This window comes from Curtobacterium sp. MCBA15_009, from assembly GCF_001864895.1.
Taxonomy (GTDB): Bacteria; Actinomycetota; Actinomycetes; order Actinomycetales; family Microbacteriaceae; genus Curtobacterium.
The window spans coordinates 168,500-188,619 of the sequence record NZ_MJGO01000038.1 but is presented as its reverse complement, the minus strand read 5'-3'; the positions used below and the strand labels follow the sequence as shown (position 1 = coordinate 188,619).

Sequence of the window (20,120 nt, the reverse complement as noted above, 5' to 3'; positions counted from 1 at the left end):
CGCTCCGCGGCATGACCAGCGAAGACGCCTCGATGCCGACGCTCGCCGCGACCGTCCTGCAGTCCCCGGAGCCGATCGCCCTCGCCCGGTTCTACGGTGCCCTGACCGGGTGGACCGTCCACGAGGACGGCCCCACCTGGGCCCGCATCCGCCCCGCCGAGGGCCCCGGTCTCTCCGTGCAGTACGAGTCCGGGTACGTCGCCCCGACCTGGCCCGGCACGCCCGGTGCCCCCGGCATGCAACTGCACCTCGACTTCCAGGTCGAGGACCTGCCGGCAGCCGTCGCGCGCGCCGAGGAGCTCGGTGCGACGCAGGCAGCGTTCCAGCCGCAGGACGACGTCCGGGTGCTGCTCGATCCCGACGGGCACCCGTTCTGCCTGTTCCTGCCCGGGGCCTGAACTGGGCCAGACCTGGGCACGCGATGCCCCGGGGCCTGAGCCGGGCCAGACCCGGGCACGCGATGCCCCGGGGCCGTCGTCGGCGACGGTCCTCGGACCCTTCGGCGCAGGGCCGATCGTTCAGGCCGGGTCCCGGTCCGGTGCCGCGGTGCCCGGGTCGGCAGCGGACAGCACCGCGGACCGCGTCCGCGCGTCGCCGAGGATCCGGAAGTGGCCGCCGACCGGCAGCCGCACGTTCGTCGCGCCCGCGAGCTCGCTGCCCTCCGGGATGAGCGTGTCGAAGACGCCGTAGACCGAGGTGATCCGCGCGTTCGCGTCGAGCTCCCGGGCGAGGGCGGCGAGCACGGGGTCCGACGCCCGGAACGCCCGCAGGTGCCGCACCGGCGCGAGGCGGGCCCAGCCCGAGCCGCCGAACGGCGTCGAGACCGCGACCATGCGGTCGATGCGGGCGTGGTCGTCGAGTCGCGTCATCGCGTACTTGCCGATGAGTCCGCCCTTGCTGTGCGCGAGGACGAGCACGTCCCGCAGGTCGTGCTCACGCAGGTACCCGAGGACCTCGTCCGCCGACTCGGGCACGGGGCGCAGGTTGTGCCGCAGCACGGGCAGCACGTGCACCGGGTGTCCGCGGTCGTGCAGGGCGTCCATGAGCGGCCGCATGAAGTGCCAGGTCTCGTAGACGCCCGGGATCACGACGACGGGCTGGCCGTCACCCGTCCGGTAGTCGTCGGTCGTGGTCGGCCCGAGGCTCCGCACCTGCCACACGACCGCGTACCACCAGTCGAGCACCGCCCACCGTGCGCGTCGCAGCAGCGGCACGCGGTCGGCGGACCGGAGCACCTCGGTCACCGCAGGCCCTCGCGGGCCTGGGCACGTCGGAACTCGCCGAGCAGCCGGGCGAAGGCGACGGGCTGTCGCTCCTGCACGTGGTGGGCGCCGGCGAGCTCGACGAACGCGCCGACGGGGGCTGCCGCGGCGATGCCGGCCGACCAGCCGTGCCGGGCGATCGGGTCGAGCGAGCCGCGGACGACCAGGACCGGCTGACGGACCTCGGTGATGGTGTCCTCCATGCGGTAGCGCAGCATCGGCGCGAGCTCGCGCACGTACTGGCGCACGCTCCGCAGGTAGTCGGTGGTCAGCACGGCGTTCATGCGCGGCCCCTCGACCAGCGAGTCACGGGCCAGGTCGAGCGCCTGCAGCAGCAGCGACCGCCGGTCGGACGCCACCACGGGGCTGACGAGCACGACCGAGCCGACGGCGTCGGCGTGCCGGCGGGCGGCCTCGACCGCGATCTGTGTCCCCAGGGACTGCCCGACGACCACGAGGTCGTCCGCGCCGCGCGACCGGACGGCCGCGACGACCAGGTCGGCGAGTTCCGCGGCCGACAGTGCACGACCGGCACCGGGCACCCCGCCGAAGCCGGGCAGGTCGACGCTCACGGTGCGGTGGGTCGCGGCGAGCGCGCGCTGCGACCGCCCGAAGGAACGGTGCGACATCCCGATGCCGTGCACGAGCACGACGGTGGGGGCCAGGTCGGCCCGGACCCGACCGGCGGGAGCCGCGGTGTGCAGGCGCACGGCGAGGCCGCCGATCCGGACGGTCTCCACCTTGGCGCGCACGGACCGAGGCTACGCGACCACTCGCAGCACCTGGTCAGCGTCCTCGCGGACCGGGAGGACCGGGCGTACGATCCGCACCATGCGCACGGTCACCGCGGGACTCTTCACCTCGGTCGACGGGGTCGTGCAGGACCCGTTCCGGTTCCAGTACGACAGCTTCGACGACGAGCTCGGTGCGGGCATGGGCGCCTTCATGGCCCGTACCGACACCGTCCTGCTCGGCAGGAACAGCTACCTCGAGTGGGCCGAGTGGTGGCCGGCGCACCCGGACGACCCGTTCGGGCAGTGGATCAACCCGATCGAGAAGCACGTGGCCTCCACGACGCTGGGCGACGACCTGACGTGGCAGAACGCCGCCAGGATCCCGGGCGACCTCGACACCTTCGTCCGCGACCTCCGGCAGCGCGACGGCGCCGACATCGCGGTGTGCGGCAGCGTCACGGTGGTGCGGCACCTGCTGTTCGCCGGCCTGCTGGACGAGTTGCAGCTGATGGTGCACCCCGCGATCGCCGGTGCCGGGCGCCGGCTGTTCGAGCCGACCGACCCGCCCACGCGCCTGCGGCTGGTCGACAGCACCGTGACGAGCAAGGGGAACGTCGTGAGCACCTACGCCAGGCGCGACGCCTGACGGAGCCGACCCGTGCCTCCCGGTCGGCGGTGGACCGGAGCGCGCCACAGCGCGCGTACCCTCGTGGGTGACCCACTCGCCGAGGAAAGCCGGAACCAGCATGCCCCAGGACACCCGCCCGCACGTCGTCATCGTCGGCGGAGGATTCGCCGGTGTCGCCGCCATGCGGGAGCTCGCCGACGCACCGGTCCGGGTGACGCTCGTCGACCGGCACGTCTACAACATGTTCCAGCCCCTCATGTACCAGGTGGCGACGGGCGGGCTGAACGCCGGTGACGTGACGTACTTCCTGCGGAGCCTGCGGGCCCGACAGGCCAACGCGGAGTTCCGCCACGGCCTGCTCACCGGCATCCGCACCGACGAACGCATCGCCGAGATGTCCGACGGCGAGCACCTGCAGTACGACTACCTGGTGCTCGCGAACGGGGTGAACACGAGCTACTTCGGCACCCCCGGCGCGTACGAGTACGCCTACTCGATGTACTCCCGCTCGCAGGCGCTCCGGATCCGCGACGAGCTGTTCACCCGCCTCGAAGAGGCTGCGGCGAACCAGGGCCCGGACGAGATCCGCATCGTTATCGTCGGCGGCGGCGCGACCGGCGTCGAGATGGCCGGCGCCCTCGCCGAGCTCCGCGACCAGGCGCTGGTCGGCGCCTACCCGGAGATCGAGCGCGGCAACATCTCGATCACCCTCGTCCACCGCAGTGGCGAGCTCCTCAAGCCGTTCGCACCGCGTCTGCGCCGGTACGCGGCGAAGGTCCTGCGGAAGCGCGGGGTCGTGCTCCGGCTGAACACGGGCGTCGCCGAGGTCCAGCGCGACGGCGTGACCACCGCCGACGGCGAGTTCATCCCCGCCTCGCAGGTGATCTGGGCGACCGGCGTCGCCGCCCACAAGGAGGTCTCCGGCTGGGGCATGCCGCAGACCCACGGCGGCCGCATCAAGGTGGGCGACGACCTCGCGGTGCAGGGTGTCGACCGGGTGTTCTCCGCCGGGGACATCGCCGCGCAGGACGACGCGCTCGCCCAGCTGGCCCAGCCCGCACTGCAGGGCGGCAAGCACGTCGCGAAGCAGATCAAGCGCCTGCTCGACGGCAAGTCCACCGAGCACTTCACCTACTTCGACAAGGGCACCATGGCGACGATCGGCACGAACGCCGCGGTCGCCCAGCTGCGCGGCGGCATCACGATGGTCGGCCCGGTCGCGTGGCTCGCCTGGGTCGCGGTGCACATCGCCTCGTTGCTCGGCAACGGCAACCGGCTGTCGACGCTGTCGCACTTCTTCGTCCGCTACCTGTGGTTCATGCGGAAGCGGGCGATCCCGATCGTCGGCGACGTGCGTCCCGTGCGTCCGAACGGCGACCGCGAACCCGAGCCCTGGCAGATGCAGAAGGCCGAGTAGCAGGGCGGCGCGGGCACGGCCCGCTCGCTTCGTGAGCAGGAACGGTCGGGTCCGACGACGGCACCCGACCATTCCTGCTCACCATGTGCGGTGGTCCGGACCGGCGCCGGACGGGAGGCCCGTGGCGGCGCCGCCACGACCCTCCCGTCCGGCGGCTGGTCGCCCCGGCTACGCGACCCGCGGCTCGGAGTAGGCGCCGGCGGCGATGTCCTCGAGCAGACCAGGCCCCGTCGGCTCCCAACCGAGGAGCGCACGGGTGGCCTCGGACGTGGCGGACATCTCCATGCCGAAGAACCGGGCGATGAACCCGAAGTGCGCGTCCGCGTCCGCCGGGTCGATCGAGGTGACCGGCAACCCGAGTCCTGCGCCGATGGCCTCGGCGATCTGCCGGGTCGGGATCGCGGTCTCGGCGACGGCGTGCACGCGCGTGCCGGCGGGTGCCTGCTCGAGGCCGAGCCGGACGACCCGTGCGGCGTCCGTGACGTGCACGGCTGCCCAGCTGTTCGTCCCGTCGCCGATGTACCCGGACACGCCGGAGCGCCGTGCCGCCGCGACGATCTCGGCGATGAAGCCGTGGTCGCCGGTGCCGTGCGTCGTCGGGCTGAAGCGTGCCGCGATCGCGCGGACGCCCTGGTCGACGAAGTCGAACCCGCGGTTCTCGCTGCCGCCGCGCATGGTGTCCGGCCCGACGAACGGGTTGGCGTCCGCCTCGGTCGACGGACGCCCCTGGGCGAGCCCCGCGACGCCCGACGCCACGACCAGCGGCCGGTCGGTGCCGACGAGGGCGCCGGCGAGGGCCTCGACGGCCGCGCGTTCGGCGGCGTTCGTGCCGACCGGGTCCGACCAGTCGTGCTTGTTGGCGAGGTGCAGGACGCCGTCGGCGGCTGCCGCGGCCCCGGCGAGGACGTCGAGGTCGTCGAGGCCGCCCCGCACGACCGCGACGCCCTTCGCCTCGAGCGCGGTGGCCGAGGCGTCGGAACGGGCGAGGCCGCTGACGGTGTGGCCGGCGGCGAGCAGGTCGTCGACGGTGTGGGAGCCGATCCAGCCGGAGGCCCCGGTGACGAACACGTGCATGAGTGCTTCCCTTCGCAGGCGTCCACGACGGTGATGTCATGAACTGACGTCACCGTAGCACTCCATGTCAGCCGCTGTCATCAGTAGACTCTCGGCATGGTCAGGTGGCAACCCGGAACGCGTGAACGGCTGCAGGCCGTCGCGCTGCAGCTCTTCACGAGCGAGGGCTACGACGCGACCACCGTCGCCCGGATCGCCGCCGAGGCCGAGGTCACGGAGCGCACGTTCTTCCGGCACTTCGCCGACAAGCCCGAGGTGCTGTTCGCCGGGCAGGAGGGCTTCCTCGGCATGTTCAGCGACGCCGTCCGCTCGGCGCCGGACGGCACGGCCCCGTTCGCCCTGGTCCGCCTGGCCCTCGAGGGGTCCGTCGGCTTCTTCCCCGAGGAGCGACGGGCCTGGTCGCGGGCACGGCAGGTCGTCATCGACGCGACCCCCGCCCTCGGCGAGCGCGAACTCGGCAAGCTCGCGACCCTGACGGCACGACTGGGCGAGCTCCTGCGGGAACGCGGCGTGGCCGAGCCGACCGCCACGATGGCCGCGGAGACCGCCGTCACCGTGTTCCACCTGGCGTTCGCGCAGTGGATCGCCCCGGACGAGGCCCGGCCGTTCCGCACGCTCGTGCACGAACGGCTCGACGCGCTCACCGCCATGGTGCGGTCGGCGGGTTGAGGCCTCCCCGCGCGGCGCCGGAGCGGGCGCGCCCAGTGAGCAGAACACGCCGGGTCCGACCACGGCACCCGACGTCTTCTGCTCACTGGACGTAGCGATCCGGACCGACGACGGACGGGAGGCCCGTGGGCGGCACCGCCACGGGCCTCCCGTCCGGCGGCCGGCGCGCGGCGCACCCGTACGGGACGCGCACTCGCCCGGTGAGCAGAACACGCCGGGTCCGACCACGGCACCCGACGTCTCCTGCTCACTGAACGCAGCGATCCGGACCGGCGCCGGACGGGAGGCGCGGGCACTCTGAGGTTCCTCAAGGGCGGGCGGAGCACCCTGGGATGACCCGGCAGGCAGCTCCGGGAGCGGCTGACCGGCCGCCCGACCCCGCACAGGAGGACCGTGACCACGGACACGCTCACGCCCGCGCGATCGCGGGTCGGTGCTCCCCCGCGCGCTGCGGACGCCCGAGCTGCCGGGTCCCCGACCGCACCGCCGCCGCCGCTGACGCACCGCGCGCCGGCCCTCGACGGGCTGCGCACCCTCGCGATCCTCGTCGTGGTCCTCTACCACCTGCACGTGCCGCAGTTCGAGGGCGGCTTCATCGGCGTCACCGTGTTCTTCGTGCTCTCCGGCTTCCTCATCACCACGCTGCTGCTCGGCGAGCGGCGCCGGACCGGTCGGGTGCGGCTCGGGACGTTCTGGGGCAAGCGACTGCTCCGGCTTTACCCGGCGCTGCTCGCGTTCGTGGTCGTCGGGCTCCTGCTCTGGAACTGGGTCGGCGACTACAAGGGCGCGACCTTCTCGGCGGGAGAGGCCGCCTTCATCGCCCTCACCTACACCGGCAACCTGTTCCGGGCGTTCTGGGACACCACGCAGGGGGTCTTCGCGCACACGTGGAGCCTGTCGATGGAGGAGCAGTTCTACCTGGTGTGGCCGCCGGTCCTGGTGCTGCTCGCCACGCTGCGGACCCGGCGACGCTGGCTGCTCACCGGGCTCGGCGCACTCGTCGTCGGCGGCTCGGTCGCGTCGTGGCTGAGCTACCGCACCCCGAGCGGCGGTGCCACGCCGGACGTCTACTTCTCGCCGGTGCTCGGCGTCGTGCCGCTCGCGGTCGGCTGCGCGCTCGCCCTGCTGCTCGACGACGCCCGGGTCCGCGTGCTCGCGGCCGGTCTGGCCGGCACCGTGGCGACCTGGCTCGGGTTCGCGCTCCTGGTGGGGGTGCTCGTCTGGATCGACGACGACTGGACCCAGCACGCCTGGACCTTCGGCGTGGTGCTGCCCGCGACCGCGCTCGTGTCGGCACTGCTCATCGGCGGCCTCGTCTCGGTGCGCTCCCCCGTCTCCGCCGCACTCGCGTGGACCCCGGTCTCCTGGTTCGGCCGACGGGTCTCGTACTCGGCGTACCTCTGGCACCCGCTCGTGATCGCCCTGCTCGGCACCTTCGCGATCGGGGTCTGGGGGACGATCGGGTTGGTCGCTGCCGTCCTGGTCGTGTCGATCGGCGCCGCCTACGCGGTCGAGGTGCCCGTCGAACGCTTCCGCAAGCGGCTCGAGGCGCGGTCTGCCGCCGCCCGGGCCACCGCCGCGCCCGCGCACGACCCCGTCGGACCGTAGGCTCGGCCCGTGACCAGTGACCGCACCGACGTCCTCGTCGTCGGCGGCGGACCCGTCGGCCTCTTCACGGCCGTCCTGCTCGCCGCCCGCGGGCTCGACGTCCGGGTGTGGGAACGTCGGACGGAACCGCCCGTGGGCTCGCGCGCGATCGGCATCCACCCGCCCTCGCTCGACGCCTTCGCGGCCGTCGGGCTGGCCGGCGCCGTGCTCGCCGAGGCCGTCCTCGTCCGCCGGGGCGTCGCACGCAGCCGGGGCCGCACGCTCGGCACGCTGTCGTTCGCGCGTGCCTCGACCACCCACCCCTACGTCGCGACGCTCGACCAGCACCGCACCGAGTCCCTGCTCCGCGAGCGTCTCGAGGCACTCGCGCCGGGAGCGCTGACCACCGGCACGACCGTCTCCGGGCTGGACCGGCACCCGGACCACGTCGTCGCCTCAGGCGTCGGCCCCGACGGTGCGACGACCACCCTGCGGGCGTCGTTCGTCGTCGGCGCGGACGGCGGCCGGAGCGCGGTCCGCGCCCTGCTCGGCATCCGCACGACCGGCCGCGACTACCCGGAGCGCTACCTGATGGGCGACTTCGCCGACCCCGAGGACCCCTCGGCCCGGACCGCAGCGCTCGTCGACGTCGGACCGGACGGCGTGACGGAGTCGTTCCCGCTGCCCGGTGGACGCCGTCGGTACGTCGCCCTGCTGCCCGCCGACGCCCCGACACCGTCCGGCGTGGGCGATCGCGGCACGCCCGACCCGGAGGCCGCCGCCCGCCTGGCGGCGCTCGTCCGCTCCCGCACGGGCGCCGACCCCGACCCCGCCAGCTGCACCATGACGAGCACGTTCGGCGTCCGACGGCGGACCGCCGACCGCGTCGGGGTCGGCCGCGTCGTCCTGGTCGGCGACGCGGCGCACGAGATCAGCCCGATCGGCGGCCAGGGCATGAACCTCGGCTGGCTCGACGCCGTCGACCTCGCACCCCTGCTCGCCGGTGCGGTCGCCTCCGGTGCCGCCGGCCCGTGGCCGCGGTACGCCTCCCGGCGACAGGCGTCGGCCCGCCGGGCCGCCCGCCAGGCCGAGGCGAACATGGCGACGGGGCGTCCGCTCGGCCCGGTCGCGGCGGTCGCCCGGGAGGCCGTGCTCCGGTCCGCCCTGGCGCTCCCGACCGCGCACGGCCTGGCCCGGCTCTACGCCATGCGCTGGGCCTGACGGCGCACGTCGGTCGTCTGGTCGGCTCCCCCGCGCCGGCCGGGCCGAGCCGGGCCGGGCACGTCGCGTCGGGTCACGGCCGGCGTCACCCGACCAGGCGCGCCCCGGCCAGCCCGAGCTCGACCACGAGGACGAGCGACGACGCGATGACGAGCCGGAAGAGCGTCCGCGAGGCCCGACCGGCGACCACGAGCCGCACGCCCACCGCCGCCAGGACGACGACCACGGCGGTGCCGCCCACGGCGAGCACGACGCCGACGCCGCGCACCGGGTCGGCCCCGGCGAGCTGGCCCCCGAGCACGAGGACCGCCGCCACGACGAGGGCGCCGAACGCCGTCACACCCGCGCCGCGCAGCCCGAGCCGGTGCGGGAAGCCCCTGACCCCGGTGGCGGCGTCGTCGACCAGGTCCGGCAGCACGTTGGTGCAGTGGATCGCGATGCCGAACACCGCGCCGGTGGCGACCGCCCACGGCGCCGGCCACTGCCCGGCCGGACCAGCGGCGACGGCGACGACGGGCAACGCGCCGAACGCGACCACGAACGGCGCCACCGACCACATCGTGCGCTTCAGCCCGGCGTCGTAGGCCCAGCCCGCCGCCACGAGCACGAGGTGCGCGACCGCGGCGACCGGACCGAGGCCGATCGACAGCAGCACGGCGACGGCCGCGGTCACGAACGCCGCCGTGCGGACGGTGCGGACGTCGATGAGTCCGCGCGCGACGGGCTTGTCGCTCCGTCCGACGGCACGGTCGCGGTCGGCGTCGATCCAGTCGTTCGCCAGGCCGATCGAGAGCTGCCCGGCCACGACCGCCGCGGCCACCAGCACCACGAGCCAGACCGGGTGCCCGACGGCCGCGGCGAGCACGGTGGCCAGGACCGTCACGGTCACCGTCGGCCCGGGGTGGGACGAGGCGAACAGCAGCCGGGCGGTCGAGGGTCTGCCGGAGTCGGTCACACGGTCAGCGTACGGTCGCGGGACCGACGCCGACCGCGTGACCGGGTCAGCCCGTCACCGTGAAGCGCGCGGCGTGCAGTGCCGACGGCCGCGAGGACGGTCCGACCAGCACCTCGAAGGCTCCGGGCTCGACCCGGCGCACGCCTGCGGCGTCGACGATCGAGCAGTCCGCGACCGGGAGCTCGATCCGCACCCGCACCGCGGCGCCGGGGGCGACGTCCACCTGCCGGAACGCCTTGAGCTCGCGGTCCGCCCAGCTGACGCTCGTGACCGCGTCGCGGACGTAGAGCTGGACCGTCTCACGGGTCGGCCGCGCGCCGGTGTTCCGGACGGTGACCTCGGCCACGACGGTGTCGTCCGGGCCGAGCTCGGTGTCGACGACGGCCAGGTCGGTGTACTCGACGGTGGTGTACGAACGGCCCTCGCCGAAGACCCACGCCGGCTCCTGGGTCAGGTCGGCGTACCGGTCACCGTGCTGCCCGCGGATCTGGTTGTAGTACGTCGGCTGCTGCCCGACGTGCCGGGCGAACGAGATCGGCAGGCGCCCCGAGGGCTCGACCCGGCCGGCCAGCAGCTCGGCGAGCGCCCGACCACCGAGCATGCCGGGATTCGCTGCCCAGACCACCGCGGCGGCGTCCGCCACCGACGGCGGCAGCACGAGCGGCTTCGAGGCGAGCAGGACGACCACGACGGGCTTCCCCGTCGCGATGAGGGCGTCCAGGAGCGCGCCCTGGCCGCCGATCAGGTCGAGCGTGGCGGTGGAGCGCCCCTCGCCGACGAGCTCGATGCGGTCGCCGACCACGGCGACGACGACGTCCGATTCCTCGGCGGCGCGGACGGCCTCGGCGAGCAGCGCCGGGTCGGACGGGGCCGGCACGACGACCGGCGGCCGGGGCTGCCCGTCCGGGAACGTCGCGCCCTGCGGGTCCTGCTCGAGGCTCAGGATCTCGGCACCGACCGCGTACTGGACGTCCCACGAACCGATCCCGCGCAGGCCGTCGAGCACGGTGGTGATCATGGACCGCGGCTGGCCGTCGAGCCAGCCCGCTTGACCGGACCCGCCGGCCCAGTCGCCGAGCTGCGTCTGCGCGTCGTCGGCGAGCGGTCCGACGACCGCGACCCGGAGCGGCTCCGACTCGTCGAGGGGCAGCGTGCCGTCGTTCTCGAGCAGCACGATCGACCGGCGCGCGACGTCGAGGTTGAGGGCTGCGTGCTCGTCGGTCCCGATGACGTCGTCGAGGTCGGCGGCGGGCAGCCGCGGGTCCTCGAACAGGCCCAGGTCGAACTTGAGCGTGAGGATGCGCGCCACGGCGGCGTCGAACGCGTCGGGGTCGAGCATGCCGCGCTCGACCGCCTCGAGGGCACCCTCGAAGAACGCGGGCGTGGTCATCACCATGTCGTTGCCGGCGCGCACCGCGGCGGCGGCCGCGTGGGCGTGGTCCGGCTGGACCTGCTGCTCCCAGACCATGCGGCCGACGTTGTCCCAGTCGGTGATCAGGGTGCCCGTCCAGCCCCACTCCCCGCGCAGCACCTCGTTGAGCAGCCAGTCGTTCACGGTGATCGGGACGCCGTCGGTGCTCTGGTACCCGAGCATGAACGTGCGGCAGCCCTCGCGGGCGACGCGTTCGAACGGCGGCAGGAACCAGCTGCGGAGCTTGCGGCGCGAGATGTCGGCCTCGCTGGCGTCCCGGCCGCCCTGCGTCTCCGAGTAGCCGGCGAAGTGCTTCGCCGTGGCGAGGATCGCGGTCGGGTCGTCGAGGCCGTCGCCCTGGTACCCGCGCACCATCGCGCTGGCGAGCTCGCCGATCAGGAACGGGTCCTCGCCGAAGGTCTCACTGATGCGCCCCCACCGCAGGTCCCGGGCGATGCAGAGCACCGGCGAGAAGGTCCAGTGCACGCCGGTGGCGGCGACCTCGCGGGCGGTGGCACGCGCCACCCGCTCGACGAGGTCCGTGTCCCACGACGCGGCCATGCCGAGCTGGGTCGGGTAGATCGTCGCCCCCGGCCAGAACGAGTGCCCGTGGATGCAGTCCTCGCCGACGAGCAGCGGGATCCGCAGGCGCGTCTCAGCGGTGAGCCGGTTCGCCTCGAGGATGCGTTCCGGCGACGTGTGCAGGACGGAGCCGACGTTTCGCCGCAGGACGTGGTCGCGCAGGTCGTCGCGGGCATCGAGCTGCAGCATCTGCCCGACCTTTTCCTCCACGGTCATCCGGGCGAGCAGGTCGGCGACGCGGTCGGCGGTCGGCAGGGACGGGGCGGTGTAGGCCGGGGCGCCGTCCGGCCGCCCGTCGGTCGCGGCGGCGGGTGCGGTGGTGCTCATGCGCGATCCCCTGACGGATTGCGGTCGTCCGGGTCGGCGGCCGTGCGGACCGGACGGACCTGGGTGACGGCGGCGTTGACGTTCATGCCCTTGCGCTTCATCGCACGGGCACGCTCACCGGCGGAGCGCAGGCGCGGGTTGACGTACTCGTCGATGCCGAAGTTGATGAGCGAGAGCGCCACACCGAGCAGGGCGATGCAGAGCCCGGCCGGGATGTACCACCACCAGTAGTCCGGGAACGCGTTGTTCTGCTGCGCCCAGAACAGGATCGTGCCCCAGTTCAGGTTCGACACCGGGATGACCCCGATGAACGCGAGCGTCGTCAGGCCGAGGACGGCCGCGGTCATCGTGCCGACGAAGCTCGAGGCGATGATCGCCATGAGGTTCGGCAGCATCTCGACCAGGATGATCCGGTGCAGCGGCTCGCCGTTCGCGCGGGCCGCCTGGATGAAGTCGCGGTTGCGGAGCGACATGGTCTGCGCGCGGAGCACCCGGGCGCCCCACGCCCAGCCGGTGAAGCCGAGCACGGCGGCGACGACCCAGAGCGGCGGGTCCTGGAACTGCGAGGCGACGATGATCATCAGCGGGAGCCCGGGGATGACGAGGAACACGTTCGACAGCGCGGACAGCGACTCGCTCTTCCACCCGCGCAGGTACCCGGCGGTGACGCCGACGGCGATCGCCACCACGGTCGCCATGATGGTCGCGAGGAACCCGACGACCAGCACGCCGCGCGTGCCGTAGACGAGCTGGCTGAAGACGTCCTGCCCGATGTGCGTGGTGCCGAGCAGGTGCCGGAACGACGGCCGCTCGAGCGTCGCGTCGAGGTTCTGTGCCTGCGGGTCGGCCGGGGCGATGAGCGGGGCGAAGACCGCGACGAGCACGAACACCCCGAGGATGACGAGCCCGGTGGCGGACTTCGGGTTGGCGAACATCGCAGTCGACGCCCGCAGCTGCGACCAGAAGGTCTTGTCGCCGCCGCGGCGGGGGCCTGCCGGCTCGGTGGTCAGGACGGCCGCGGTCTCCGGGGCGCCGGCGCCCACCGGCTGCACGAGGACGGGGGTCTTCTCGGCTGGACTGTTCATGATCAGGCCTCCGTCTGACGGGTACGGGGATCGAGGACGGCGTAGGCGATGTCGGCGATGACGTTCGCCACGAGGACCGCCAGGACGAGGACGAGGAAGATGCCCTGCATCAGCGCGTAGTCCTTCGCGTTGGTGGCGTTGAGCAGCAGGAGCCCGATGCCCGGGTAGGAGAACACCATCTCCATGACGAGCGTGCCGCCGACGATGAACCCGATGGCGAGCGCGAAGCTCTGGATCTGCGGCAGCACCGCGTTCCGCGCGGCGTACTTCCACAGCACGCGACGGTTCGGCATGCCCTTCGCCTGCGCGACCGTGATGTAGTCCTCGTCGAGGACGGTGAGCATCATGTTGCGCATGCCGAGCACCCAGCCGCCGAGCGAGACGATGACGATCGTCACGACCGGCAGGACCGCGTGCGACGCGACCTCCTGGATGAAGGGGCCGTTCCACCCGGGCTCGACGCCGATCTCGTAGGCGTGGCCGGCCGGGAACCAGCCGAGGGCGGTGGAGAACACGGCGATGAAGATGAGGCCCAGCCAGAAGTACGGCACGGTGCCGAGGAACGTCGTGATCGGGACGAGTGCGTCCAGGCTGCTGCCGCGGCGCCAGCCGATGACCGCGCCGACAGCGGTGCCGATGAGGAACGAGATGATCGTGGCGAAGCCGACGAGGCCGAGCGTCCACGGCAGCGCCGAGGCGATGGCCTCACCGACCGGTGCGAGGCCCGTCGAGATCGAGATGCCGAGGTTGCCGTGCAGCAGCATGTTCCAGTAGTCGAGGTACTGCTGCCAGAGCGGCACCGAGGTGTCCAGGCCGAACAGTGCCCGCAGGGACTTCTCGGCGTCCGGCGTCAGCTGCCCCTGGCTGCGGGCCATGAACGCGTCGACCGCGTCGCCCTTGAGCATGCGCGGCAGGAAGAAGTTGATCGTGATCGCGGCCCAGAGGGTGAACGCGTAGAAGAGCACGCGGCCACCGATGAACCGCCACGGGACGCGGCTGCGCTGCCCGTCCGTGCCGGTCGCGGTCGTGCCGACGAGCGTCGGGTCGACCGGGGTCTGCAGTTCGGCGCTCACCGCGCACCTCCTGATGACTGTGCCGACAGGTCCCGGAAGTGCTTCTCGGGGTCGGGCGAAGCGGAGCGCAACTCGCGCGTGTAGGGGTCCTGCGGGCGCAGGATGACGTCGTCGGCGGGGCCGCTCTCGACGACGCGGCCCTGGTTGAGGACCACGATCTCGTCGCTGAAGTGCCGCGCCGTGGCGAGGTCGTGCGTGATGTAGAGGACGCCGAGCCCCTCCTCGCGCTGCAGTTCGGCGAGCAGGCTGAGCACGCCGAGGCGGATGGAGACGTCGAGCATCGACACGGGCTCGTCGGCGACGAGCAGCGAGGGACGCGACGCCAGGGCACGGGCGATCGCGACGCGCTGCCGCTGACCGCCGGAGAGCTCGTGCGGGCGACGGTCGATCACCGCGTCGGCGTCCAGGCGCACCCGTTCCAACAGCCGACGGACCTCGTCGTCGACCTGGTCGCGCGGGACGACCCGGTCGAGTCGCAGCGGCCGCTCGACGTGGTGGCGGATCGAGTGGTACGGGTTCAGCGAGGCGAAGGGGTCCTGGAAGACCATGCGCAGCTGCTGCCGGTACTTCCGCAGTCCCTTGCCCGAGGTCGGGATCGGCGACCCGTCGAGCAGGACCTGCCCGGACGTCGGCCGCTCCAGCTGCGTGAGGATCTTCGCGATCGTCGACTTGCCGCTGCCGGACTGGCCGACGAGCCCGATGGTCTGCCCGGAGGACAGCGTGAAGCTGACGTCGTCGAGGGCCTTGAGCTGTCCGGAGCCCCGGACGTTGTAGACCTTCGTGACGTTGGTGAACTCGAGGGTCGTCATCGTACGACCACCCCTTTCTCCCCGGTCAGACGCGGGAACGATGCCAGGAGCTTGCGGGTGTAGTCGTGCTGCGGGTCGTTCCAGATGCGCTCGGCGGTCGCCAGCTCGACGATCTCGCCCTCGCGCATGATCGCGATGCGGTCGCTGATCTCGAGCAGGAGCGGCAGGTCGTGGGTGATGAAGACGACCGAGAACCCGAACTCGTGGCGGAGCTGGGAGATCTGGCTGAGGATCTCGCGCTGGACGAGCACGTCGAGCGCGGTCGTCGGCTCGTCCATGATCATGAGCTGCGGACGGAGCGCGAGCGCCATCGCGATCATGACGCGCTGCCGCATGCCGCCGGAGAGCTCGTGCGGGTACGACCGGAAGCGCTGCGCGCCGACCTTGACGATGTCGAGCAGCTCGACGACGGCACGACGGCGCTGCTTGCGGTCCAGGTCGGGGCGGTGCACGACGAACACGTCGTCGAGCTGGGCGCCGATCGTCGCCACCGGGTTGAGCGCGTTCATCGCGCCCTGGAAGACCATCGAGATCTTGTCCCAGCGGAAGCGGCGCATGGCCTCGACGTCGAGCGCGTTGACGTCGACGTCCTCGCCTGAACGGTCGTGGAACACGACGCTGCCGTCGGTGATGACGGCCGGCGGCCGCAGGAGTCGCTGGACCCCGTACGCCAGGGTGGTCTTGCCGCATCCGCTCTCGCCGGCGAGACCGACGATCTCGCCGCGCTGGATGTCGAGGGTGACGCCCTTGACCGCGCGCACCGGCGGGTCGACGTCGTACACGACCGAGAAGTCGCGCACGGAGAGGAGTGTGTCGGTCATGTGCTCGTCGCCTTCCTGCTGACCGCGACGTCCGGGGCGGGACGCGGTGGTCCGTGCCCCGCCCCGGACTGGAGTGGAGGTGCTACTTCGCCGGCTTCAGCTGCATGAGGACCTGGACGGCCCACGGCTGCGTCGGGTCGGCCGTGGCGTACTGGTCCTCCTCGCTCGGCCACCCGGTGAAGTTCCGGGTGTTGTACTCACCGAGCTGCGGGTGCGTGCCGATCGGGATCGCCGGGACGTCCTCGACGAAGATCTTCTGAACCTCGTCGAGCGCCTCCTTGCGCGTCGCGTCGTCCGAGGCCGCGGCGTACTCCTTGAGCAGATTGGTCGCCTCCGGGTTGTCGTAACGGCCGAAGTTGTCGGCGACCTTGCCGCCGGACTCCTGCTCCAGGTAGGCGCCGTTCATCGTGTCGTCGTAGATGTGCCACGGGTTCGAACCGGAGCCGCTCCAGTGCAGGACGGCGTCGAAGTTGCCGGTGGCGACGTTCGAGGTCCAGGTGTCGGCGTCGGGGGTCGCGACCTTGACGTCGGCGCCGAGCGTCTTCTCCACCTGGGTGGCGATGAGCTGGATGCCGGTGACGTAGTCGTTCCAGCCCTGCGGGTTCTGCAGCGTGAAGGAGACCGCCTTGCCCGACGGGTCGGTCAGGGCGCCGCTCTTCCACGTGTAGCCGGCGTCGGTCAGCACCTTCTTGGCGCCGTCGACGTCGATCGAGAACTCCTGGTCCTTGTACTCGTCGGCGATGTACTGGTCGCCGGTCGGCTGCGGGATGCCGGTGACGTTCTTCAGCTCGGGCCCGGCGTTGCTGCGGGCCTTCTCGGCGTGCGCCTTGCGGTCGATGACCATGTTGACGGCCTTGCGGAGCGCGACGTCGTTGAACGGTGCCTTCGTGGTGTTCACGACGATCATGTCGGGGCTGAGGATGTTGGCGCCCCAGAACACGTTGTGCTCCGGGTCCTTCTGCACGTAGTTCTTCTCGAAGTCGGTGATGAAGATCTGCGCCCAGTCGGTCTCACGGTTCTGCAGACCGCGCAGCAGGCCGGTGTTGTCGTTGTACTCGAGGTACTTCAGCTGCGCGACGGGGACCTTGCCGCCCCAGTAGTCCGAGCGGGCCTTGAGCACGACGCCCTGCGACGAGAAGGTCGAGATCGTGTACGGACCGGTGCCGACGGCGTCCTTGACCGCGTCCTTCGTCGGGTCCGCGATGTCCTTCCACTGGTGCTCGGGGACGATGCTGACGTGCAGCACGTCACCCTGCTTCACGAACTTCGACTCGCTGAAGTCCATGACGACGTCGCCGCCGTCCTTCTCGATGCTGGTCAGCTTCAGGCCGCCGAGGTCGAGCGCGGGGTTGTCCTTGATGAGCGAGTACGTGAAGACGATGTCGTCCGCCGTGAACGGTTCGCCGTCGCTCCACTTCACGCCCTCGCGGGGGGTGACCGTGAGCTTCGTGTAGTCGTCGTTCCAGGTGACCTTCGAGGCGAGCCACGGGGTGGTCTGGTTGTCGCCCACCGGGTTGACCATCGCGAGCGGCTCGAAGATCATGCGGTCGTACCCGAGGGACATGCCGGAGCCGGTGCTGATGAACGGGTTGTTGATCTGCGTCGCGAGGACGGCAGCGCCGTCCGGCTTGGCGATCGTCAGGGTCGACGAGCCCGAGCCGCCGGAGCCGCCCTGGCCGCCGCTCGAGCATCCGGTGAGCACCATGGCGCCCAGCGCGGCGACTGCGGTCGCCGTGATCAGGTGTTTCTTGAGCCTCATTGCTTCTCCCTCGGGAACTTCGTCGTTTCCGTGGCCTGCTGAACAGGCGACTGCGGCAGAACGTAACGTACTTACTGACCAGAAAGCAAGTAACGATCCGGTGTAGTGTGACGAGCGACTCGAAGGCGGGAGACCGGTGCGATGACCACGACTGCCAGCAGTGCCACGCCACGACCCGAGACCGAACGCAAGCGGCAGGACATCCTCCGGGCGGCGGTCGACACGTTCGGCGCGAAGGGCTCGACGAACGGCACCCTTGCCGACATCGCGGACCAGGTCGGCATCACCCGCGCGGGCGTCCTGCACCACTTCGGCTCGAAGCAGGCCCTGCTGCTCGAGGTGATCGAGTTCCGCGACCGCGACGACGTCGCCGACCTCGACGGCAAGCAGATGCCGGGCGGCGCCGGCCTGTTCGTGCACTTCGTGTCGACCGTGCTGCGCAACAGCCTCCGGCCCGGCATCGTGCAGGTCTACACGGTCCTGTCGTCCGAGTCCGTGACCGACGACCACCCGGCGCGCGCCTACTTCGAGCAGCGGTACCGGACCCTGCGGTCCGACGTCGACCACGCGTTCCGTGCGCTCTGCGCAGCCGAGGGCGTGACCGACCTGCGCACCGTCGACCACGCCTCGGCGGCGGTCCTCGCGGTCATGGACGGCCTGCAGCTGCAGTGGCTGCTCGACCCGTCGGCCGTCGACCTCGCCGCGGCGAGCGAGTTCGCGATCCAGGCGATCGTGAACGGCGTGCTGCACCCGGGTCCGCCGCTGTCGGCGCACCTCGACGAGGACTGACCCGGCACCGGACGTCGGCGCCGCACGCCACGGGGCCCCGCCGTCAGACCGCGGTCCGCACCGCCGTCCGGCGACGCCCGAGCACCCCGGACGCGAGCGCGATGCCGAGCAGCACGACCAGGCCGCCGACCGGCTCGTTCCACCGCACCCGCTCACCGAGCACGAGCACGCCGAGCGCCACCCCGACCACCGGCGTCAGGTAGGTCACGGTGGACGCGCGACCCGCGCCCCACGCCTGCACCAGGCGCGTGTTCCAGGCGTAGGCCAGCCCCGTCCCGACGCAACCGAGCGCGACCATCGCGGCCACGATCCTCCCGTCCAGCTGCACCGGACCGGTCGCGATGACGGGCGCGACCACCAGGAGCATCCCCGACGCCAGCGTCAGCTGGACCGTCGCCAACGTGACCGGGTCGTACGCGCTCGCCACCGCCACCCGGCGCAGGTAGGCGAGCCCGACGCCGTAGGACGCCGTCATGCCGAGCAGCGCGACCTGTCCCGGCACGCTCGCCAGGACCTCGGGGTCGGTGAGGACGTCCCACGGGCCGACGAGCACGAGCACCCCGACGATGCCGAGCACGATCCCGAGCACCTGCCGGCCGCGCAGCCGCTCGGACGGCACGAGCACCGCGAGGGCGGCCAGCGTCATGATCGGGGTCGTCGCGTTGTAGATGCTCGCGAGTCCCGACGGCACCGTCTGCTCGGCCCACGCCATGAGCGACGACGGCAGCGCGTTGAGGAACACCGCGACGACGGCCAGGTGCACCCACACCCGCGGTTCCCGCGGCCAGCGCCGCCGGGTCGCGAGCAGCACCACGACGAGCGTGACGGCGCCGAGCACGGTCCGCACGGTGGCGACCTGCTGGGGCGCGAGGCCGTCGAGTCCGATCTTCGCGAAGAGGAAGCTCGAACCCCAGGTGAGGGCGACGAGGACGTAGAGGGCGGCGTTCACGAGGTACAGTCTCGACAACCGGGCGGCATGTCGCGAACGCATGTCGCTCATACCGACATGAGGAGCACGCATGACCGTCTCCGTCCCGCAGCTGCGGGCGTTCGTCACGACGCTCGACACCGGCTCGTTCACGGCGGCCGCCGCCGAGCTCGGCGTCGGCCAGTCCGCGGTGTCGCACGCCGTCGCCGGGTTCGAGCGCGAGGTGGGCGGACCGGTGGTCCGCCGCGGCGGCGTCGCGACCCCGACACCCCTCGGCGAGCGTCTGCTGGCCCACGCCCGCAGCGTGCTCGCCTCCGTCGACGCCCTGGAGGCGGTGGTCCGGCCCGCCTCGGCCCGCGGCACCGTGCGACTCGCGGCCGTCCCCACCGTCTGCCAGGGCCTGCTGCCGCGACTCCGCGAGCTGTGGGCGGTGACCCTGCCGGACGTCGACGTCCAGGTCTACGAGGGGGACGACGACGAGATGCCCGAGTGGCTCGAGGCCGGCACCGTCGACGCCGCCGTGCTCGTCGACCCCTCGCCGGTCCCCGTCGGCGGGGTCGTCGTCGCCCAGGACGAGATGGCAGCGGTCGTCCGTCGGGACCACCCGCTCGCCGAGCTGCCCGCGCTCTCGCTCGACGACCTGCACGAGGACGGCCTCGTCGCCGGTGGTGGCGGCTGCGAGTACCAGATCCAGAAGCTGCACGAGCTCGAGGGGCGTCCCTTCCGCTACGCCCACCGCGTGCGGGAGATGAGCACCATGTTCGGCATGATCGAACGGGGCGAGGGCGTCTCGATCGTGCCGACGCTCGGACGCGTGATGCTGCCGCCGGACCTCGTCATGGTGCCGATGGCCCGACGACTGGAACGGACGCTCGTGCTGAGCGGGCCGGTGTCGCGCGAGTGGCACCCGCTGGCCCGGGCGCTCGTCGACGCGGTCTGAGCGCGTACGACCTTCGGTGGATCCGCCGACCGCCCCGGCTTCCTAGGCT

General features: G+C 72.4%; 19 protein-coding genes. 8 read left to right on the top strand and 11 right to left on the bottom strand.

Features of this window, described 5'->3' with window-relative positions:
- Positions 1–11 precede the first annotated feature (11 nt).
- On the top strand, positions 12–398 hold the full coding sequence (locus BIU97_RS12650; RefSeq protein WP_254782989.1) for a VOC family protein: 387 nt from the start codon (positions 12–14) through the stop codon (positions 396–398).
- A gap of 120 nt (positions 399–518) precedes the next feature.
- Here the strand turns inward: BIU97_RS12650 and BIU97_RS12645 are convergent, their stop codons facing one another.
- Positions 519–1,244: an esterase/lipase family protein gene (locus BIU97_RS12645; RefSeq protein WP_254782988.1), complete on the bottom strand. Its 726-nt coding sequence runs from the start codon at positions 1,242–1,244 to the stop codon at positions 519–521.
- Complete coding sequence (locus BIU97_RS12640; RefSeq protein ID WP_071297850.1) at positions 1,241–2,014, bottom strand: alpha/beta fold hydrolase; 774 nt, start codon at positions 2,012–2,014, stop codon at positions 1,241–1,243. The genes BIU97_RS12645 and BIU97_RS12640 overlap by 4 nt, the downstream gene beginning before the upstream one ends.
- 79 nt (positions 2,015–2,093) lie before the next feature.
- On the opposite strand from BIU97_RS12640, the gene BIU97_RS12635 reads away from it, so the two are divergent.
- Together BIU97_RS12635 and BIU97_RS12630 are read left to right on the top strand one after the other, a co-directional pair.
- On the top strand, positions 2,094–2,642 hold the full coding sequence (locus tag BIU97_RS12635; RefSeq protein WP_071297849.1) for a dihydrofolate reductase family protein: 549 nt from the start codon (positions 2,094–2,096) through the stop codon (positions 2,640–2,642).
- Positions 2,643–2,742: 100 nt separating this feature from the next.
- A complete protein-coding gene (locus BIU97_RS12630; protein ID WP_071297848.1) occupies positions 2,743–4,041 on the top strand; it encodes an NAD(P)/FAD-dependent oxidoreductase in 1,299 nt (432 codons plus the stop codon).
- A 168-nt stretch (positions 4,042–4,209) separates the two neighbouring features.
- Here BIU97_RS12630 and BIU97_RS12625 read toward each other — a convergent pair whose 3' ends face one another.
- Complete coding sequence (locus tag BIU97_RS12625; protein WP_071297847.1) at positions 4,210–5,115, bottom strand: NAD-dependent epimerase/dehydratase family protein; 906 nt, start codon at positions 5,113–5,115, stop codon at positions 4,210–4,212.
- A 96-nt stretch (positions 5,116–5,211) separates the two neighbouring features.
- Here BIU97_RS12625 and BIU97_RS12620 point away from each other — a divergent pair, with 96 nt between their 5' ends.
- The 3 genes from BIU97_RS12620 (at position 5,212) to BIU97_RS12610 (ending at position 8,592) form a co-directional block, all read left to right on the top strand.
- A complete protein-coding gene (locus tag BIU97_RS12620; protein WP_071260486.1) occupies positions 5,212–5,784 on the top strand; it encodes a TetR/AcrR family transcriptional regulator in 573 nt (190 codons plus the stop codon).
- Positions 5,785–6,177: 393 nt separating this feature from the next.
- The gene (locus tag BIU97_RS12615; protein ID WP_071297846.1) at positions 6,178–7,392 is read left to right on the top strand and encodes an acyltransferase family protein; all 1,215 of its coding nucleotides are present in this window, start codon (positions 6,178–6,180) and stop codon (positions 7,390–7,392) included.
- A 9-nt stretch (positions 7,393–7,401) separates the two neighbouring features.
- Positions 7,402–8,592 (top strand): FAD-dependent oxidoreductase, encoded by a 1,191-nt coding sequence (locus BIU97_RS12610; protein WP_071297845.1) that lies wholly within the window; start codon positions 7,402–7,404, stop codon positions 8,590–8,592.
- A gap of 85 nt (positions 8,593–8,677) precedes the next feature.
- On the opposite strand, the gene BIU97_RS12605 is transcribed toward BIU97_RS12610, so the two are convergent.
- The 7 genes from BIU97_RS12605 to BIU97_RS12575 form a co-directional block, all read right to left on the bottom strand.
- On the bottom strand, positions 8,678–9,547 hold the full coding sequence (locus tag BIU97_RS12605) for a UbiA family prenyltransferase (protein WP_071297844.1): 870 nt from the start codon (positions 9,545–9,547) through the stop codon (positions 8,678–8,680).
- A 46-nt stretch (positions 9,548–9,593) separates the two neighbouring features.
- Positions 9,594–11,867: a glycoside hydrolase family 3 N-terminal domain-containing protein gene (locus tag BIU97_RS12600; RefSeq protein ID WP_083420929.1), complete on the bottom strand. Its 2,274-nt coding sequence runs from the start codon at positions 11,865–11,867 to the stop codon at positions 9,594–9,596.
- Positions 11,864–12,952 carry an ABC transporter permease gene (locus BIU97_RS12595; RefSeq protein ID WP_083420928.1) on the bottom strand — a complete coding sequence of 363 codons (1,089 nt, stop codon included), beginning with the start codon at positions 12,950–12,952 and terminating at the stop codon, positions 11,864–11,866. Before BIU97_RS12595 ends, BIU97_RS12600 begins: the two co-directional genes overlap by 4 nt.
- A 2-nt stretch (positions 12,953–12,954) precedes the next feature.
- Positions 12,955–14,025, bottom strand: a complete 1,071-nt coding sequence (locus BIU97_RS12590) for an ABC transporter permease (protein ID WP_071260472.1) — start codon at positions 14,023–14,025, stop codon at positions 12,955–12,957.
- Positions 14,022–14,834, bottom strand: a complete 813-nt coding sequence (locus BIU97_RS12585) for an ABC transporter ATP-binding protein (protein ID WP_071297843.1) — start codon at positions 14,832–14,834, stop codon at positions 14,022–14,024. The genes BIU97_RS12590 and BIU97_RS12585 overlap by 4 nt, the downstream gene beginning before the upstream one ends.
- Positions 14,831–15,655 carry an ABC transporter ATP-binding protein gene (locus BIU97_RS12580; protein WP_071260467.1) on the bottom strand — a complete coding sequence of 275 codons (825 nt, stop codon included), beginning with the start codon at positions 15,653–15,655 and terminating at the stop codon, positions 14,831–14,833. The genes BIU97_RS12585 and BIU97_RS12580 overlap by 4 nt, the downstream gene beginning before the upstream one ends.
- Positions 15,656–15,737: 82 nt before the next feature.
- Complete coding sequence (locus BIU97_RS12575) at positions 15,738–17,414, bottom strand: ABC transporter substrate-binding protein (protein WP_071297842.1); 1,677 nt, start codon at positions 17,412–17,414, stop codon at positions 15,738–15,740.
- A 141-nt stretch (positions 17,415–17,555) separates the two neighbouring features.
- On the opposite strand from BIU97_RS12575, the gene BIU97_RS12570 reads away from it, so the two are divergent.
- Positions 17,556–18,203, top strand: a complete 648-nt coding sequence (locus tag BIU97_RS12570) for a TetR/AcrR family transcriptional regulator (RefSeq protein WP_071260462.1) — start codon at positions 17,556–17,558, stop codon at positions 18,201–18,203.
- Between the two features lie 43 nt (positions 18,204–18,246).
- Here the strand turns inward: BIU97_RS12570 and BIU97_RS12565 are convergent, their stop codons facing one another.
- Complete coding sequence (locus BIU97_RS12565; protein WP_083420927.1) at positions 18,247–19,152, bottom strand: DMT family transporter; 906 nt, start codon at positions 19,150–19,152, stop codon at positions 18,247–18,249.
- Between the two features lie 70 nt (positions 19,153–19,222).
- Between BIU97_RS12565 and BIU97_RS12560 the strand changes: the two genes are divergently transcribed.
- The gene (locus tag BIU97_RS12560; protein ID WP_071297841.1) at positions 19,223–20,071 is read left to right on the top strand and encodes a LysR family transcriptional regulator; all 849 of its coding nucleotides are present in this window, start codon (positions 19,223–19,225) and stop codon (positions 20,069–20,071) included.
- Positions 20,072–20,120 lie beyond the last annotated feature (49 nt).

Coding starts and splice junctions, on each gene's coding strand:
- BIU97_RS12630 (WP_071297848.1), top strand. CDS start 2,743: ATGCCCCAGGACACCCGCCCGCACGTCGTCATCGTCGGCGGAGGATTC.
- BIU97_RS12570 (WP_071260462.1), top strand. CDS start 17,556: ATGACCACGACTGCCAGCAGTGCCACGCCACGACCCGAGACCGAACGC.
- BIU97_RS12585 (WP_071297843.1), bottom strand. CDS start 14,834: ATGACGACCCTCGAGTTCACCAACGTCACGAAGGTCTACAACGTCCGG.
- BIU97_RS12635 (WP_071297849.1), top strand. CDS start 2,094: ATGCGCACGGTCACCGCGGGACTCTTCACCTCGGTCGACGGGGTCGTG.
- BIU97_RS12625 (WP_071297847.1), bottom strand. CDS start 5,115: ATGCACGTGTTCGTCACCGGGGCCTCCGGCTGGATCGGCTCCCACACC.
- BIU97_RS12595 (WP_083420928.1), bottom strand. CDS start 12,952: ATGAACAGTCCAGCCGAGAAGACCCCCGTCCTCGTGCAGCCGGTGGGC.
- BIU97_RS12580 (WP_071260467.1), bottom strand. CDS start 15,655: ATGACCGACACACTCCTCTCCGTGCGCGACTTCTCGGTCGTGTACGAC.
- BIU97_RS12560 (WP_071297841.1), top strand. CDS start 19,223: ATGACCGTCTCCGTCCCGCAGCTGCGGGCGTTCGTCACGACGCTCGAC.
- BIU97_RS12650 (WP_254782989.1), top strand. CDS start 12: ATGACCAGCGAAGACGCCTCGATGCCGACGCTCGCCGCGACCGTCCTG.
- BIU97_RS12575 (WP_071297842.1), bottom strand. CDS start 17,414: ATGAGGCTCAAGAAACACCTGATCACGGCGACCGCAGTCGCCGCGCTG.
- BIU97_RS12600 (WP_083420929.1), bottom strand. CDS start 11,867: ATGAGCACCACCGCACCCGCCGCCGCGACCGACGGGCGGCCGGACGGC.
- BIU97_RS12620 (WP_071260486.1), top strand. CDS start 5,212: ATGGTCAGGTGGCAACCCGGAACGCGTGAACGGCTGCAGGCCGTCGCG.